This window comes from Streptomyces sp. BI87 (assembly GCF_025957665.1).
Classification (GTDB): domain Bacteria; phylum Actinomycetota; class Actinomycetes; order Streptomycetales; family Streptomycetaceae; genus Streptomyces; species Streptomyces albidoflavus.
Map to the genome: position 1 here is coordinate 2,325,001 of NZ_CP110079.1, position 15,904 is coordinate 2,340,904.

The 15,904-nt window shown below is 72.8% G+C and carries 12 protein-coding genes and 3 pseudogenes (1 of these 15 cut by a window edge); 5 read left to right on the forward strand and 10 right to left on the reverse strand.

Annotated elements, in window-relative coordinates; genetic code table 11:
- Positions 1-198: pseudogene (locus OIM89_RS09980) on the reverse strand (stage II sporulation protein M); its annotated part reaches 21 nt to the left of the window's first position; the annotation flags it as partial.
- Between the two features lie 42 nt (positions 199-240).
- Between OIM89_RS09980 and OIM89_RS09985 the strand changes: the two are divergent.
- The gene (locus tag OIM89_RS09985; RefSeq protein WP_264491778.1) at positions 241-1,086 is read left to right on the forward strand and encodes an IS5 family transposase; all 846 of its coding nucleotides are present in this window, start codon (positions 241-243) and stop codon (positions 1,084-1,086) included.
- Here the strand turns inward: OIM89_RS09985 and OIM89_RS09990 are convergent.
- A pseudogene (locus OIM89_RS09990) lies at positions 1,053-1,895 on the reverse strand (stage II sporulation protein M); the annotation flags it as partial. The gene OIM89_RS09985 and the pseudogene OIM89_RS09990 sit on opposite strands and share 34 nt — an antisense overlap.
- 94 nt (positions 1,896-1,989) lie before the next feature.
- Between OIM89_RS09990 and OIM89_RS09995 the strand changes: the two are divergent.
- Positions 1,990-2,893: pseudogene (locus OIM89_RS09995) on the forward strand (RDD family protein).
- A 14-nt stretch (positions 2,894-2,907) separates the two neighbouring features.
- Here the strand turns inward: OIM89_RS09995 and OIM89_RS10000 are convergent.
- The 6 genes from OIM89_RS10000 to OIM89_RS10025 all read right to left on the reverse strand — a co-directional run bounded on the left by OIM89_RS10000 (position 2,908) and on the right by OIM89_RS10025 (position 9,336).
- The gene (locus OIM89_RS10000; protein ID WP_151168272.1) at positions 2,908-3,531 is read right to left on the reverse strand and encodes a hypothetical protein; all 624 of its coding nucleotides are present in this window, start codon (positions 3,529-3,531) and stop codon (positions 2,908-2,910) included.
- Positions 3,532-3,672: 141 nt separating this feature from the next.
- The gene (gene ahcY, locus OIM89_RS10005) at positions 3,673-5,127 is read right to left on the reverse strand and encodes an adenosylhomocysteinase (protein WP_023421854.1); all 1,455 of its coding nucleotides are present in this window, start codon (positions 5,125-5,127) and stop codon (positions 3,673-3,675) included.
- Positions 5,128-5,363: 236 nt separating this feature from the next.
- A complete protein-coding gene (locus OIM89_RS10010) occupies positions 5,364-6,335 on the reverse strand; it encodes a cation diffusion facilitator family transporter (protein ID WP_030700075.1) in 972 nt (323 codons plus the stop codon).
- 121 nt (positions 6,336-6,456) lie between these two features.
- A complete protein-coding gene (gene manA, locus OIM89_RS10015) occupies positions 6,457-7,620 on the reverse strand; it encodes a mannose-6-phosphate isomerase, class I (protein WP_226964333.1) in 1,164 nt (387 codons plus the stop codon).
- Between the two features lie 122 nt (positions 7,621-7,742).
- Complete coding sequence (locus OIM89_RS10020; RefSeq protein ID WP_030700073.1) at positions 7,743-8,900, reverse strand: SIS domain-containing protein; 1,158 nt, start codon at positions 8,898-8,900, stop codon at positions 7,743-7,745.
- Positions 8,901-9,153: 253 nt separating this feature from the next.
- Complete coding sequence (locus tag OIM89_RS10025; protein ID WP_003950440.1) at positions 9,154-9,336, reverse strand: Trm112 family protein; 183 nt, start codon at positions 9,334-9,336, stop codon at positions 9,154-9,156.
- Between the two features lie 547 nt (positions 9,337-9,883).
- Here OIM89_RS10025 and OIM89_RS10030 point away from each other — a divergent pair.
- Positions 9,884-10,558: an alpha/beta hydrolase gene (locus tag OIM89_RS10030; protein ID WP_226964332.1), complete on the forward strand. Its 675-nt coding sequence runs from the start codon at positions 9,884-9,886 to the stop codon at positions 10,556-10,558.
- A 501-nt stretch (positions 10,559-11,059) separates the two neighbouring features.
- On the opposite strand, the gene OIM89_RS10035 is transcribed toward OIM89_RS10030, so the two are convergent.
- On the reverse strand, positions 11,060-12,442 hold the full coding sequence (locus OIM89_RS10035) for a phosphomannomutase/phosphoglucomutase (RefSeq protein ID WP_047468319.1): 1,383 nt from the start codon (positions 12,440-12,442) through the stop codon (positions 11,060-11,062).
- Between the two features lie 124 nt (positions 12,443-12,566).
- Here OIM89_RS10035 and OIM89_RS10040 point away from each other — a divergent pair, with 124 nt between their 5' ends.
- Positions 12,567-13,133 (forward strand): GNAT family N-acetyltransferase, encoded by a 567-nt coding sequence (locus OIM89_RS10040; protein ID WP_151168275.1) that lies wholly within the window; start codon positions 12,567-12,569, stop codon positions 13,131-13,133.
- Between the two features lie 50 nt (positions 13,134-13,183).
- Positions 13,184-14,035, forward strand: coding sequence for an IS5 family transposase (locus tag OIM89_RS10045; RefSeq protein ID WP_264491779.1), 852 nt, complete (start codon positions 13,184-13,186; stop codon positions 14,033-14,035).
- Positions 14,036-14,051: 16 nt separating this feature from the next.
- Here OIM89_RS10045 and OIM89_RS10050 read toward each other — a convergent pair whose 3' ends face one another.
- Complete coding sequence (locus OIM89_RS10050) at positions 14,052-15,668, reverse strand: L-lactate permease (RefSeq protein ID WP_151168277.1); 1,617 nt, start codon at positions 15,666-15,668, stop codon at positions 14,052-14,054.
- Between the last annotated feature and the right edge of the window lie 236 nt (positions 15,669-15,904).

Consider the following 15,904-nt stretch of genomic DNA (forward strand, 5'->3'; position numbering starts at 1 on the left):
GCTGCCACCCTCGTCGGCGGAGAGGTCGCCGGTATGACCGGCCCACGCGGCTCGCCCGCCCACCGCATAGACGTAGACGAGGAAGGCTGCCTCGGCGGCCGCGCCGGTGGTGATGCGGGCCCAGGTGGGCAGGCCGGAGGGGGTGACGAAGGCTTCGATGGCTCCGGAGACCAGGAGGACCAGGGCGAGGCCTAGAGATCGTCTTCAAAGGTGATCAGGTGATGAGGAATCATGCTTGTCATGGTGCGTCGTCATGAACTGTCCGATGCCGAGTGGGCTGTGTTGTCGCGGTTGCTGCCGAGTTCGGGGACTGCGGGGCGGCCTCGTTCGGACGACCGGCTGGTACTGAACGGCATCGTGTGGAAGCTGCGGACCGGATCAGCCTGGCGTGATGTGCCGGAACGTTATGGCTCCTGGCAGACCTTGTACACGCGTTTTCGCAGGTGGGCACTGGACGGGACGTTCTCGCGCATGCTGCGGGCCGTTCAGGCGGAGAAGGACGCGGCCGGGGACATCGACTGGCTGGTGTCGGTCGACTCCACCATCGTTCGGGCGCACCAGCATGCCGCGGCAAAAGGGGCGGTTGACAGGGACGAAGCGGGTGATCACGCCCTCGGCCGATCCCGTGGTGGACTGAGCACGAAAGTCCACCTGGCCTGCGACGGGCGCGGCCGCCCTCTCGGATTCGTCCTGTCGGGCGGCAACGCCAACGACTGCACCCGCCTCGAGAAGGTGATGGACTCGATCAGCGTGCCCAGAGTCGGGCCCGGGCGTCCACGCTCCCGGCCCGACCGTGTGGTCGCCGACAAGGGCTACAGCTCTCGAAAGATCCGCGCCTACCTGCGACGACGCGGCATCCCGCACACAATCCCCGAACGCGCCGACCAGATCCTGGGCCGGCTGAACCGCGGCACACGCGGCGGACGGCCGCCCGGCTTCGACCGGTGCATCTACCGCCGTCGCAACGTCGTCGAGCGCTGCTTCAACCGCCTCAAGCAGTGGCGCGGACTGGCCACCCGCTATGACAAAACCCGCGAGTCCTACCAGGCGGCCGTCACCATCGCCTCAATCCTGCTCTGGATCTGACCTTTGAAAACAACCTCTAGGGCCATGCCGAGGGCCGCGCGTCCTTCCTGGGCAAGGGCGTCGCGGCGACGGCGCGGGCCGGGGTCGATGACGGTCCAGCCGAGGCGCAGACCAGTGCCGGCGGCGACGAAGACGGCGGTCAGTTCGAGCAGGCCGTGCGGGACGAGCAGGCCGAGGAAGGTGTCCAGGCGGCCGGCCGAGGCCATCAGGCCGATGCCCACGCCGAAGTTCACCATGTTGAGGAGCAGGACCGCGAACACCGGGAGGCAGAGGAACGCGCCGAGGACCAGGCAGAGGGCGGCGGCCTGGGCGTTGTTCGTCCAGACCCGTGCGGCGAAGGAGGTCGCCGGATGGCTGGAGTAGTACGCCTCGTAGTCGCCGCCGGGGCGGGTGAGTTCGCGGAGTTCGGCGGGAGCGGCGATGGCGGACTGGACCTCGGGGTGGGTGGCGACCCACCAGCCGATCAGGGCGGCGACCAGCAGGGAGGCGACGGCGGTCGGGGCCCATCAGGTGCGGGTGCGGTAGAGGGCCGCGGGAAAGTCGTGGGTGAGGAAGCCGGTGAGGTCGCGGGCGCGGGCGCGGCGGGTCGCGGTCACCTTGCTCCGGGCGCGGGCGACGAGGCGGGTCAGGCGGCCGCTGAGCTGCGGATCGGGGGCGGCCGAGCTGATCAGGGAGAGGTGTCTGGTAGCGCGCTGGTAGAGGGAGACGAGTTCGTCGGCCTCGGGGCCGGTGAGGCGGCGACGGCGCAGGAGGGTTTCCAGGCGGCACCACTCCGCCTCGTGGGCGGCGACGAAGACGTCGAGGTCCATCGGGCGTGCCTCTCGGGATGCGCGGGCCGGGGCGGGGTGCCCATCAGCTTGGCAGACTGGCCGTGGGAGGCGTGGGCGGCGGAGAGGCGTAACGGTGAGCGGTCCGGTGACGGGCGAGTCGGTCGCGCTGGAGCTGCGGCCCGCGAAACTGCTGAGCCGCGGGGCGGCGGTGCTGATCGACCTGGTCGTGACCTGGCTGGTTTTTCTGCTGGTCATGGTGGGGGTGCTGGTCACCACGGGCTCGTTGGACGAAGCCGCGGTGGCGGCGGTCTCCGTCGCGGTCTTCCTGCTGGTGCCGGTCGGCGGGCCGATCGCCGTGGAGACGCTCAGCCACGGGCGGTCGCTGGGCAAGTGGGCGTGCGGGCTGCGGGTGGTGCGGGAGGACGGCGGTCCGGTCCGGTTTCGGCACGCGTTGGCGCGGGGCCATGGCCGTGGTCGAGATTCTGTTGACGGTGGGTGTGGTGGCGTGCGTGGCCTCGTTGGTGTCGGAGCGCGGCCGGCGGGTGGGGGACGTGTTCGCGGGGACGCTGGTGGTGCGGGAGCGGATTCCGGTGGCGCGTGTGCCCGAGCTGGCGGCGCCCGAGCCGTGGCTCGCCCAGCAGGTGAACGGGCTGGACCTGTCCTCCGTTCCCGACTCCCTGTGGCTAGCGGTACGTCAGTACCTGGGCCGGGCCCGGCAGCTGGACGCGCAGGTCGCCGCGGCGATGGCGGGGCGGCTCGCCGAGGAGCTCGCCGTACGGACCGGTGTGCCGGTGCCGGCCGGGGTGCCCGCCGGGAGCTACCTGGCGGCGGTGGCGTACGAGCGGCGGGAGCGGGAGCGACGGAAGGCGGAGGCTGTTCCGCTCAGCGGGGCGGACGCTGAGGTTCCGGGCGGCTGGGCCGGTGCCGTCCCGGAAGCGCGGGATGTCGGGGAGGAAGTTTCTCCGCCGGAGGGCGGCGGGGGCGGAGAGGGACGTTCCGGTGGACAGGCGGGGACCGGGTTCGTGCCGCCGGTGTGAGGTGTTCTCGCAGGTCAGTCGGTGAAGCGGGTCGGCGGGGTCTCCAGGTCCTCGAGTTCGATGCCGGGGGCGCTCAGGATGACATCGCCTGCGAGGTGGACGGTGTGCTGTTCCCCGGTTTCGACCTCGCCGACGAGGTATTCGTCCACGGTGAGCGGACCGTTGTCGGTGGCGTGTGTTTCGCTCGATCGCAAGGCCCACTGCTGATCGAGTGTGCGGGGAGCGAGGGCCTGGCCGGTGAAGGAGACGAGGCGGACGCGGGTCGGGGGTGACGTGGTCGTGAGGCGCAGCAGGCGGGCGGTGGCGACGAGGAAGGCCGGGGAGTTCCCGGTAAAGGCGTGGGCGGCGACGGTGCCTTCGGTCGCCTCCTGGCCGGTGGGGTCGGTGCGTACCCAGGTGACGCCTTCGAGGGCGCCGCCGCGGACCTGCCAGCCGCCGGAGTGGAGTTCGAGGCGGAGCGGGCGGCCGAGGTCGTCCAGGGTGAGGTCGACGGAACCGAGGTGGTCGTTCTCCGGTGTGGGAGTGGTGAGTTGGGCGACGTAGCGCCAGCCGTGCGGGCCTGGCGCGCAGTGGAAGTGTTCTTCGGCAAGGGGGGTGTGGTCGTGCGGATCGTGCAGGGAGTAGCGGCCTTTGGGCATGGGCTGCGGGTCCTCGTCGGTGGCCGGTATGGGGACAGGCCCCCGCCGGGGTGGCGGGGGCCTGCGGTGAGGCTGTGGGACCGGCTGTTCCGGCGCCGGGCGGCGGGGCCGGCGCGGCGCGCGGACGGGGCCGGGCCGGTGTCAGTACCGGTAGTGGTCCGGCTTGAACGGGCCCTCGACGGAGACGCCGATGTACGCGGCCTGCTCCGGGCGGAGGGTCGTCAGCTTGACGCCGAGGGCGTCGAGGTGGAGGCGGGCGACCTTCTCGTCGAGGTGCTTGGGCAGCACGTACACGTCGGTCGGGTACTCGTCGGGCTTGGTGAACAGCTCGATCTGGGCCAGCGTCTGGTCCGCGAAGCTGTTGGACATCACGAAGGACGGGTGGCCGGTGGCGTTGCCCAGGTTGAGCAGACGGCCCTCGGACAGCACGATGATGACCTTGCCGTCGGGGAAGGTCCAGGTGTGGACCTGCGGCTTGACCTCGTCCTTGACGATGCCGGGGATGGCGGCGAGGCCGGCCATGTCGATCTCGTTGTCGAAGTGGCCGATGTTCCCCACGATGGCCTGGTGCTTCATCTTGGCCATGTCGGCGGCCATGATGATGTCCTTGTTGCCGGTGGTGGTGACGAAGATGTCGGCCTGGCCGATCACGTCGTCGAGGGTGGCGACCTGGTAGCCGTCCATCGCCGCCTGGAGAGCGCAGATCGGGTCGATCTCGGTGACGATGACGCGGGCGCCCTGGCCGCGCAGGGACTCGGCGCAACCCTTGCCGACGTCGCCGTAGCCGCAGACCACGGCGGTCTTGCCGCCGATGAGGACGTCGGTGGCGCGGTTGATGCCGTCGATCAGGGAGTGGCGGCAGCCGTACTTGTTGTCGAACTTCGACTTGGTGACCGCGTCGTTGACGTTGATCGCCGGGAAGAGAAGCTGGCCGTCGCGCTGCATCTCATAGAGGCGGTGGACGCCGGTGGTGGTCTCCTCGGTGACGCCGCGGATCTCCGAGGCGAGCTGGGTCCACTTCTGCGGGTTCTCGCCGAGGGTGCGGGTCAGCAGCTGGAGGATGACGCGGTGCTCGTCGGACTCGGCGGTGGCCGGGTCGGGGACCTTGCCGTCCTTCTCGTACTGGACGCCGTTGTGGACGAGGAGGGTGGCGTCACCGCCGTCGTCCAGGATCATGTTGGGGCCGCCGGTGGGCGTGTTCGGCCAGGTCAGCGCCTGCTCGGTGCACCACCAGTACTCCTCCAGGCTCTCGCCCTTCCAGGCGAAGACCGGGACGCCCTGCGGGTTGTCCGGGGTGCCGTTGGGGCCGACCGCGATGGCGGCGGCGGCGTGGTCCTGGGTGGAGAAGATGTTGCAGGAGGCCCAGCGGACCTCCGCGCCCAGGGCGGTGAGCGTCTCGATGAGGACGGCCGTCTGGACGGTCATGTGCAGCGAGCCGGTGACGCGGGCGCCGGCCAGCGGCTGGGACGCAGCGTACTCCTCGCGGATCGACATCAGGCCGGGCATCTCGTGCTCGGCGAGGGTGATCTCCTTGCGGCCGAACTCCGCGAGGGAGAGGTCGGCGACCTTGAAGTCGTGCTGCTGGGCGCTTGCCATGGTGGGCTGCTCCTCGTATCGGGTCGAGGGTGGGTACGGCTGACAGGGCGGACGGGCGGACACACCGGTGTCCGGCCACCCGCGCTCGCAGTCCGTCGGAGGCCCTCTCTCCCTCGGCCGGCCCGGTGGGGGCCGCCCGACCGCCATCAGCAGCGACGTCTGTCTCGGGGACCGAATCTACACCGATCGGCCCCGCGGACCCCAGCCCGCACCGGGGTCCGCGGCGATCGCGCAGGTCAGCGCGGTGACGCGTCCGGCGAAGGGGTCATAGCGGGGTTGGTGCCCTTCGCGGCGGCGGCTTCGTCGTAGATGTCGGGTTCGAGGTAGATGGCGCGGGCGATGGGGACGGCTTCGCGGATGCGGGCCTCGGCGGCGTTGATGGCGGCCGCGACCTCGGCAGCGGTGTCGTCGTGCTGGACGGCGAGCTTGGCGGCGACGAGGAGTTCCTCGGGGCCGAGGTGGAGGGTCCGCATGTGGATGACGCGGGTCACGGTGTCGCCGTCGACCAGGGCCGCCTCGATCTTGCGGACCTCGTCGAGGCCGGCCGACTCGCCGAGCAGGAGCGACTTGGTCTCGGCGGCCAGGACGATCGCGATGACGATGAGGAGGACGCCGATGCAGAGGGTGCCGATGCCGTCCCAGACGCCGTCGCCGGTGGCGAGGGCGAGGCCGACGCCGCCGAGGGCGAGGATCAGGCCGACGAGGGCACCGAGGTCCTCCAGGAGGACGACGGGCAGCTCGGGGGCCTTGGCCCGGCGGACGAACTGGCTCCAGCTCTGCTTGCCGCGGAGCGGGTTGGACTCCTTGATCGCGGTACGGAAGGAGAACGCCTCGGCGATGATCGCGAAGACCAGGACGCCCACGGGCCAGTACCAGTGCTCGATCTCGTGGGGGTGCTTGATCTTCTCGTAGCCCTCGTAGATGGCGAACATGCCGCCGACGGAGAAGAGGACGATGGAGACGAGGAAGGCGTAGATGTACCGCTCACGGCCGTAGCCGAAGGGGTGCTCGGGGGTGGCCTGGCGCTTGGCGCGTTTGCCGCCGAGGAGCAGCAGTCCCTGGTTGCCGGAGTCGGCCAGCGAGTGGACGCTCTCGGCCAGCATCGAGGACGACCCACTGAAGAGGAAGGCCACGAATTTCGCCACCGCGATGGCGAGGTTGGCGGAGAGTGCCGCGACGATCGCTTTGGTGCCGCCTGACGCGCTCATGGTTCTGGGTCCCAATCCCTTGGTCCTCCCGGGCCGCGGCGACGGTCCGGGTGCCGCGGCCCGGACGGGCCGGGCCGCGGCGGCACATTGTTACAGCAGCCGGAAGGGGGCGGAGAGCGGGTCAGGTGAGGGCGGTGGCGCGGAAGACCGTTCCCGGGCCGCGCAGTTCCACCGGTTCGCCCGCGGGGACGAAGACGGACTGGCCGGGGCCGAGGGGGAGGTTCCCCACGGTGGGCGAGCCCTCGGCGCTCAGGAGGATCTGCGGGGTGGGCAGGGTCAAGTCGCGCACGGGCGCGCCGGGGGCGAGGACGTAGCGGGAGAGGCGGAAATCGTGGACGGGGGTGTCGTAGACCTCCTCCCCGTCGGGAGACGCCTCCGGGCGCAGGACGGCGGGGGTGGCGGGGTCGAAGCGGACGATCCGCAGGAGTTCGGGGACGTCGATGTGTTTGGGGGTGAGGCCGCAGCGCAGGACGTTGTCGGAGGCGGCCATGATCTCCACGCCGAGGCCGCTCAGGTAGGCGTGCGGGACGCCGGCGCCGAGGTAGAGGGCCTCGCCGGGCTGGAGGCTGACCTGGTTGAGGAGCATGGCGGCGAGGACGCCGGGGTCGCCGGGGTAGTGGCGGGCCAGGTCGGCGTAGGTGGCGTGTGGGCCGCCGAGGCGAGCGGAGGCGGCGGCGGCCTCGGTGACGGTGGCGGCCATCTCGTCGCGGTCGGCGGTGAGGACGGCGGTGAGCACCTCGCGCAGGGCCGCTTCCTCGGGGTGGGCGTGGAGCAGGTCGACGTAGGGCTTGAGGGAGTCCAGGTCGAGGGCGGCGAGGGTGTCGGCGGCCTCGGCGGGGTCGCGGAAGCCGCAGAGCCCTTCGAAGGGGGTGAGGGCGCAGATCAGTTCGGGCTTGTGGTGCGGGTCCTTGTAGTTCCGCTCGGGGGCGGTGCGGGGGACGCCTCGGCGCTCCTCGTCGGCGTAGCCGGCGGCGGCCTGGTCGCTGTCGGGGTGGACCTGGACGGAGAGCGGCGCGTCCGCGGCGAGCAGTTTGAGGAGGAAGGGGAGCTGGGGGCCGAACCGGGCGGCGACGGCGGGGCCGAGTTCGCGGTCGGGGTCGGCGGCGATGAGGTCGGCGAGAGAGCGCGGGCCCGTGCCCCGGTCGACGAGGGAGGGGGCACCGGAGTGGGCGCCCATCCAGAGTTCGGCCTGCGGTTCGCCGGTGGGCTCGGTGCCGGTGAGGTGCGGGATGGCGGTGGCGGAGCCCCAGGCGTAGGGGCGGACGGTGTTCTGGAGGCGGTCCATGGCGTGGCTCCACAGGCGTGGGACGGGGAGGGGCGGGTCCGCCGCCGGAGGTGTCGGCCTCGGGCGTGGCCTGCGGGCGGGGTGCGGCGGGCCGGGCGGTCAGCGGCGGGTTCGGTGCCCCGTCATGATCGGGGGGTGGTGGCGAGCGCGAGGTAAACGGCGGCGAAATCCGTGGTGGCGATCAGCTCCGCGGTGGCGGCGAGGTCGCTGCCCTCGCCCGGTTCGAGTTCGCTGAGCGCGGTGTTGTGGGCGAGGGCCAGTTCGCGGGCGGCGGGGGCGGCGGTGAGGCCGCCCGGCGGTCGGTCGCGGAGCAGGACGACGCGGGCGCGCAGCGGCTCGGCCTCGTCGACGCGGTCCCGGAAGAAGTCGTCGGGGTCGCTCGCGTCGGCGATGCCGCTGACGAGGAGCGCGCCGTGGGCGGGGAGGGCCTCGGGAAGGGCCGCGGTGAGGGCGGGGTGCCCGGCGACCTCGGCGAGGAGGGCGGTGAAGCGGCGGCCGATCGGTCCGGCGCCCGGGCCCTCGGTCCAGACGAGGGGGAGGGATTCGGCCAGTTCGGCGGCGAGGGTCTTGGCGGGGTTGGAGTAGGCGGCGACGGCGGGGCCGCAGCGTTCCGCGGTGGTGTCGAGGCGGTCGGCCAGGTCGTGGACGGCGTCCGTGTCCGCGTCGACCAGGCCGGTGCGGCCGAGAAGGAGCAGCAGCGGGGTGAGCAGGGCCCAGAAGGCGCCGGAGGCGGCGGTCGTGCCGTTGGCGTACGCCTCGACGGGCTCCTCCTCCGGGAGTTCGCCCGGGGCGGTCGCCATGGGGACGGCCAGGCCGTGGGCGCCCTGGACCGCCTCGGTGACCGGGGTGCGGTCGGGGGCGACGGCGACGACGGTGCAGCCGCGCCGGTACGCCTGTTCGGCGAGGAGGGCGAGGCCGGGTTCGCCGCCGTCGGGGGTGGCGATGAGGAGGAGGTCGACGGGGCCGGCCCAGCCCGGCAGGGTCCAGCGCAGGGCACCCGCGGCGGCGGCCACGCCGGTCGGGCCGAGCGGGACCACCGGGCAGGCGCCGCCCGCGAGGGTGCCGAGGAGGTCGGCGGTGGCGGTGGCGGCCGTGCCGGGACCGGCGATCAGCACGGTACGGGGGCGGCCGTCGGGGCGTAGTTCGGTGATGCCTGCCTCGGCGGCGAGGCGGGCCGCCGTACGGACCCGGGCGCCCGCGCCGGCCGCGTCGCGCAGGAGGCCGCGCGGGTCGGCGCGGGTGAGTGCCTCGGGGTCGTCGAGCAGGGTCTCGTCGAACATGGGAGGGGCCTCCGGTTCGCTGGCCGGGCGCGCCTCGGGGCGGCGGGCCCGTGCGGGTGCTCCTGCGTGTGCCCCGGGGTGGGGCGGGCTACCTCTGCGAGGCCGGGCGCGCTCGTACGGGGCTCGCGTCCCACGGGGTACGCGTGGCTCGCCCTGGTCAGGCCGGGGCTCGCGGTCCGTGGGTGCGGGTACGCCTTGTTCGTCCTGGGCGGGGTTCGCGTGCCGCGTGTGTGAGTACGCCTGTTTGCCCTGGTCAGGCGGGGCGGCGGGCCTCGTCGACGAGGAGGACGGGGATGCCGTCGCGAATCGGGTAAGCGAGGGCGCAGCCCTCGCCGGTGCACAGGAGTTCCGGGGTCGAGTCGGTCTTCGACTCCTCGAGGGGGGCGTGGCACGCCGGGCAGGCGAGGATTTCCAGGAGGCCGGCTTCGAGTGCCATGGGGGTTCCCTTCGGGGAGGTGGAGCGGGGTGGGCCTGTGGCCCGCTTGATCAGAGCCTACCGGTGGGGAGGTGGGGTGTGGCTTCAGGTGGGGGTGCGTCTGCCTGGCGGCGGCCTCTGGTGTTGGGGGCGCCGTGTGGGGTGGCCTCAGGCCGGCCGGGCTGGGGTTCGGCTCGGTCTGGTTGACGGTGCCGCTTAACGATGGCGTCAAACGCCGGCCGGGCTGGAACGGGCTCGGCCCGATCGGCGGTGCCGCCTACCGATGGCCTCAAACGCCGGCCGGGCTGGAATTGGTGCCCGTTGGACCGGAGGGCGGCGGCCGAGCGGGGCGGGACATTGGCTCCTGGTGAGGGCAGCGGCCCTGCGGAAAGAAGGCGGGCGGTGGGGCCGGGACCGAGTACGCGGATGGTGGATGCGGGCCGGAGAGAACGGACCCTCGATACAGAACCACGTAGGCGGAGCGTGACTCCAGGAACAGGAAGGAGGTAACCGAGAGCCCAGGACCAGAGACGAGGTGACCGTGAACCCGGGACCAGGAGGGGAACGTATGGGTGGGGTCGTGCTGGTGCATGGGCTTTATCACCAGGCGGGGCATTTTGGGGTGGTGGCTGTGGGGTTGCGGCGGGTGGGGGTGGGGGTGGTGGTTCCGGAGTTGCATCGGGGGTCGTTGCGGGAGGACACGCGGGTGGTGCAGGAGGTGGTGGACGGGTTCGGGGTGGCGCCGGTGGTGGTGGGGCACTCGTACGGGGGGTCGGTGATCACGGGCGTGCGCGGGGCGGGGCATCTGGTCTATCTGGCGGCGTTCGTGCTGGATGCCGGGGAGAGTGCGGCGGGGTGGGGTGGGGGGTCGGCCGCGTTGCGGGAGGCCGTGGTGGCGGCCGGGGAGGAGGGGGCGACCAGGCTGCGGCCGGAGTTGGCTGCCGGGGTGTTGTACGACGACTGTCCCGCGCCGCTCGCCCGGCGTGCTGTGGAGCTGTTGCGGGAGCAGGGGCCGGGGTGCGGGCGCGGGGTGCCGGAGCGTCAGGGGTGGCGGACGACGCCGTCGACGTACGTGGTGTGTGCGCGGGACCGGGCGGTCGACCCCGGGGTGCAGCGGCGCATGGCCGCGCGGTGCGGGGAGGTGCGGGAGTGGCCGACCGGGCATTCCCCGTTCGTCGGGCGGCCGGAGCTGGTCGTGGGGCTGGTGCGGGAGGTGCTTGCGGGGCTCGGGGAGCGGGGGTAGGCGGCTCGGCTTGTGCTCCGGGCCCGCTGCTCGCGGCGGCCGGTGGCGCCCGGCGCTCACCCTTGCCCCCGCCGCCGACCCGCAGCTCTGCTCCGACGGCTACCGGCGTCGGTCCGAGAGGCACGACGGGCCTTGCGCGGTGCCGGCGCGGTCGGACGGAGGCTGCCCCCGCATCCACGGCGAGGAGCGCCCGCGTACCGGACGTACGCCTGGCAACGCACCGCGTCGGCCGTCACGCCCTACGGCCCTCCGCTCCCTGGTGCCTCGGTCGGGGCCCCGGCCTGCCCGCGCCCACCCTGGCAAGCCTCCGCGTACAGGCGTGCCCGTGGCAGAACACAGCCTCGGCCGGGCAGACGACGACCACCCGAGGCCCAGCCAGGCCGAGCCCCGGCCCGCCCGCGCCCACCGTGACAAGCCTCCACGGACGACGTGTACGCCTCGCAACGCAAGAGGCCCCGCTCCCCCGCAGCCGGCCCGGAAGCGCCGTGCCGCGCCCCGCCCCTACTGCCGCACCAGCTCCAGCACCTCCGCCGTCAGGCGCTCCAGGGTCTCCCGGTCGCGGGCTTCGACGTTGAGGCGGAGGAGGGGTTCGGTGTTGGAGGGGCGGAGGTTGAACCACCAGTCGGGGGTGGTGATGGTGAGGCCGTCGAGGGTGTCGGTGGTGGCGGCGGGGTGGTCGGCGTAGGCGGCGCGGACGCGGGCCGTGGTGGCCTGCTGGTCGGTGACGGTGGAGTTGATCTCGCCGGAGGCCGGGTAGCGGTCGTACTCGGCGACCAGGGTGGAGAAGGGGGCGGGCTGGCCGCCGAGGGCGGCGAGGACGTGGAGGGCGGCGAGCATGCCGGTGTCGGCGTTCCAGAAGTCGCGGAAGTAGTAGTGGGCGGAGTGTTCGCCGCCGAAGATGGCGCCGGTGGCGGCCATCTCGGCCTTGATGAAGGAGTGGCCGACGCGGGTGCGGGCGGGGGTGCCGCCGTGCTCGCGGACGACCTCGGGGACCGACCACGAGGTGATGAGGTTGTGGATGACGGTGCCGTGGCCGCCGTTGCGGGCCAGTTCGCGGGCGGCGACCAGGGCGGTGACGGCGGACGGGGAGACCGGCTCGCCGCGCTCGTCCACGACGAAGCAGCGGTCGGCGTCGCCGTCGAAGGCGAGGCCGAGGTCGGCGCCCTCGGCGCGGACGCGGCCCTGGAGGTCGACCAGGTTCTTGGGATCGAGGGGGTTGGCCTCGTGGTGGGGGAAGGTGCCGTCCAGCTCGAAGTAGAGCGGGACGACGGTCAGGGGGAGGTCGCCGAGGACGGTGGGGACGGTGTGGCCGCCCATGCCGTTGCCGGCGTCGACGACGACTTTGAGCGGGCGGATGCCGCTCACGTCGACCAGCGAGCGGAGGTACGCGGCGTAGTCGGCGAGGGTGTCGCGGCGGCTGAGGGTGCCGGGGGTGGCGACGGGCGCGGGGGCCGAGGCGGGGTCGTCCAGCCAGCTCTCGACGAGGGCCCGGATCTCGGCGAGGCCGGTGTCCTGGCCTACGGGGGCGGCGCCGGCGCGGCAGAGCTTGATGCCGTTGTACCGGGCCGGGTTGTGCGAGGCGGTGAACATCGCGCCCGGCAGGTCGAGGGCGCCGGAGGCGTAGTAGAGCTGGTCGGTGGAGCACAGGCCGATCTCGACCACGTCGAGGCCCTGCTCGGCGGCGCCGCGGGCGAAGGCGTGCGAGAGGCCCGGCGAGGAGGGGCGCATGTCGTGGCCGACGACGATCGCCCCGCTGCCCGCGGGGACGGCGGTGACCTGGGCGAAGGCGGCGCCGAAGAGGGCGGAGTAGCGCTCGTCCCACTGGTCGGGCACGACTCCGCGTACGTCGTACGCCTTGACGATCTGTGAGAGGTCCGCGGTCACGGCTGGCCCTTCTGCCGGTGGGGCTGCTTTCGGACCGCCCAAGCTACCCGGCGGGGGCGGCGGGGCCGCCGGGCGGGCGGAATCGGCCGGGCGGCCGGGGCCGGCCGGGCCCTACAGTGCCGGGATGACGTGGGTCAGGGAGATGGCGGTGGGCGACGCGGCGGCCGTGTCGGCGGTCCGCGTGGCCGGGTGGCGGGCGGCGTACGCCGGGGTGATCCCCGGCGCGTACCTCGACGCGATGAGCGTGGAGCGGGACGCGGCGGTGCGCGAGGAACGGTTCGCCGCGGGGCGGGCGGCCGGGCTGTGCGACCTGGTCGCGGTCGGCGCGGACGGGCAGGTCGTCGGCTGGGCCTGCTGCGGTCCGCGCGACACCCCGGGAGGCGCGGCGGGGGGTGAGGGCGAGGTGTACGCCCTCTACGTGCGGCCCGATCTGCTGGGCCGGGGCGTCGGCCGCGCCCTGCTCGACACGGTCCACGACGAGGCGGCGGCGCGTGGCTGGGGCGCGCTGGTGCTCTGGGTGGTCGAGGCCAACGCGCGCGCCCGCCGCTTCTACGAGGCGGCCGGGTACCGGGCGGACGGGGGCGCGCAGAGCGAGGAGTACGCGGGGGTGGCGGTGCGGGAGGTGCGGTACCGGCGGGTGGCGGGCCCGTTCCCGTGCGGGCCCGGCCACCCCTCGGGCGTCCGCCAGTGACCTAGAGATCGTCTTCAAAGGTGATCAGGTGATGAGGAATCATGCTTGTCATGGTGCGTCGTCATGAACTGTCCGATGCCGAGTGGGCTGTGTTGTCGCGGTTGCTGCCGAGTTCGGGGACTGCGGGGCGGCCTCGTTCGGACGACCGGCTGGTACTGAACGGCATCGTGTGGAAGCTGCGGACCGGATCAGCCTGGCGTGATGTGCCGGAACGTTATGGCTCCTGGCAGACCTTGTACACGCGTTTTCGCAGGTGGGCACTGGACGGGACGTTCTCGCGCATGCTGCGGGCCGTTCAGGCGGAGAAGGACGCGGCCGGGGACATCGACTGGCTGGTGTCGGTCGACTCCACCATCGTTCGGGCGCACCAGCATGCCGTAGAAGCGGCAAAGGGGGCGGTTGACAGGGACGAAGCGGGTGATCACGCCCTCGGCCGATCCCGTGGTGGACTGAGCACGAAAGTCCACCTGGCCTGCGACGGGCGCGGCCGCCCTCTCGGATTCGTCCTGTCGGGCGGCAACGCCAACGACTGCACCCGCCTCGAGAAGGTGATGGACTCGATCAGCGTGCCCAGAGTCGGGCCCGGGCGTCCACGCTCCCGGCCCGACCGTGTGGTCGCCGACAAGGGCTACAGCTCTCGAAAGATCCGCGCCTACCTGCGACGACGCGGCATCCCGCACACAATCCCCGAACGCGCCGACCAGATCCTGGGCCGGCTGAACCGCGGCACACGCGGCGGACGGCCGCCCGGCTTCGACCGGTGCATCTACCGCCGTCGCAACGTCGTCGAGCGCTGCTTCAACCGCCTCAAGCAGTGGCGCGGACTGGCCACCCGCTATGACAAAACCCGCGAGTCCTACCAGGCGGCCGTCACCATCGCCTCAATCCTGCTCTGGATCTGACCTTTGAAGACGACCTCTAGGGCAGCATCCACCCCAGGACAGCCGTGCTCTGCCCCACCACGATCAGGCACATGACCAGCAGCAGGCCCAGGCTCCACGGGAGGACCTTGCGGAGGAGGTCGCCCTCCTTGCCGGCGAGGCCGACGGCGGCGCAGGCGATGGTGAGGTTCTGCGGGGAGATCATCTTGCCGAGGACGCCGCCGGAGCTGTTGGCGGCGGCGAGGAGTTCGGCGGAGAGACCGGATTCGCGGGCGGCGGTGACCTGGAGGGCGCCGAAGAGGGCGTTGGCGGAGGTGTCGGAGCCGGTGACGGCGACGCCGAACCAGCCGAGGACCGGGGAGAGGAAGGCGAGGCCCGCGCCGGCGGCGGCGACGGTGTAGCCGATGGTGGCGGCCTGGCCGGAGAGGTTCATGACGTAGGCGAGGGCGAGGACGCTGACCACGGTGAGGAGGGCGAAGCGGAGTTCGTGGACGGTGGCGCCCCATTCGCGCAGCGCGTCCTTGGCGCGGACGCCGAGGACGACGGCGGTGAGCAGGCCCGCGACCAGGACCAGCGTGCCGCCGGTGGCGACGAGCGGGAGCGAGAAGACGTTGGCGCCGACCGGCTGGCCGTCGGCGTCGGCCACGTCGAGGAAGGGCCAGTCGAAGGACTGGGTCGCCTTGGCGAGGAGGTCCTTGACCGGGGGTATCTGGGCGAGGGAGAAGACGGCGACGATCAGGGCGTACGGGGCGTAGGCGCGGTAGATCTCGGGGCGCGGGTCGTCGTGGTCGAGGTCGTCGCTGCGGACGCCCTTGAGGACGGAGGTGCGGACGGCCTCGTCGGCGGGCCTGCGGGCGCTCGGCACCAGCATCAGGGCGGCGGCCCCGGCGAGGGCGGCGGCGATGTCGGCGAGCTGGGCGGAGAAGTAGTTGGCGGCGAGGAACTGGGCGGCGGCGAAGGCGACACCGCAGACCAGGGCGGGCAGCCAGGTCTCGCGCAGCCCGCGCCTGCCGTCGACCAGCCAGACGAGGACCAGCGGCACCACGAGGGCGAGCAGCGGGGTCTGACGGCCCACCACGGAGGCGACCGAGTCCAGCGGCAAACCGGTGACCTGCGCCAGCGTCACCACGGGGGTGCCCATGGCGCCGAAGGCGACGGGGGCGGTGTTGGCGACCAGGGCGACGACGGCGGCCCGGACCGGGTCGAAGCCGAGGGCGACCAGCATCACGGCGCTGATGGCGACGGGCGCGCCGAATCCGGCCAGCGCCTCCAGGAGGGCGCCGAAGCAGAAGGCGATGACCAGGGCCTGGATGCGGGGGTCGTCGGAGAGGCGGCCGAAGGAGCGGCGGAGGATGTCGAAGTGCTGGGTGCGCACGGTCATCCGGTAGACCCAGAGCGCGTTGACGACGATCCACATGATCGGGAAGAGGCCGAAGAGGGCGCCCTGGGCGGCGCTGGAGAGGGTCTGGCCGAGCGGCATGCCGTAGACGAGCCAGGCGACGAGGGTGGCGACGGCGAGGCCGAGGGCGCCGGCGAGGTGGGCCTTCATGCGGACGGCCCCGAGCAGGACCAGCACGGTGACCAGGGGGAGGGCCGCGACCAGGGCGGAGAGTGGCAGGGAGTCCGCGACGGGCTCCAGGGGTTGGACGAACACGCGTGCCTCCTGGCGGGGGTGGGGTGGAGCGCGGTTGCCGTTCGTACGTGCCGGGGGTGCGGTGGTGCGTGCCGGAGTGGGGGTTGTTTTCCGGTGGGCGGAAGGTGATCTCCGGCTGGTTGGGCATGGTTGTGGGCGCCGGGAGAGTTCGTCAATGGGTTGAACGAAATCGGCGCCCGGTCGCGGGGACCGGGCGCCGGGGGCGTCCGTGGAGAGGGCTCCGGAGGGAGCCGCCG

Coding starts and splice junctions, on each gene's coding strand:
- OIM89_RS10000 (WP_151168272.1), bottom strand. CDS start 3,531: ATGCCCAAAGGCCGCTACTCCCTGCACGATCCGCACGACCACACCCCC.
- OIM89_RS10025 (WP_003950440.1), bottom strand. CDS start 9,336: ATGGCACTCGAAGCCGGCCTCCTGGAAATCCTCGCCTGCCCGGCGTGC.
- ahcY (WP_023421854.1), bottom strand. CDS start 5,127: ATGGCAAGCGCCCAGCAGCACGACTTCAAGGTCGCCGACCTCTCCCTC.
- OIM89_RS10020 (WP_030700073.1), bottom strand. CDS start 8,900: ATGTTCGACGAGACCCTGCTCGACGACCCCGAGGCACTCACCCGCGCC.
- manA (WP_226964333.1), bottom strand. CDS start 7,620: ATGGACCGCCTCCAGAACACCGTCCGCCCCTACGCCTGGGGCTCCGCC.
- OIM89_RS10030 (WP_226964332.1), top strand. CDS start 9,884: ATGGGTGGGGTCGTGCTGGTGCATGGGCTTTATCACCAGGCGGGGCAT.
- OIM89_RS10010 (WP_030700075.1), bottom strand. CDS start 6,335: ATGAGCGCGTCAGGCGGCACCAAAGCGATCGTCGCGGCACTCTCCGCC.
- OIM89_RS09985 (WP_264491778.1), top strand. CDS start 241: ATGGTGCGTCGTCATGAACTGTCCGATGCCGAGTGGGCTGTGTTGTCG.
- OIM89_RS10040 (WP_151168275.1), top strand. CDS start 12,567: ATGACGTGGGTCAGGGAGATGGCGGTGGGCGACGCGGCGGCCGTGTCG.
- OIM89_RS10045 (WP_264491779.1), top strand. CDS start 13,184: ATGGTGCGTCGTCATGAACTGTCCGATGCCGAGTGGGCTGTGTTGTCG.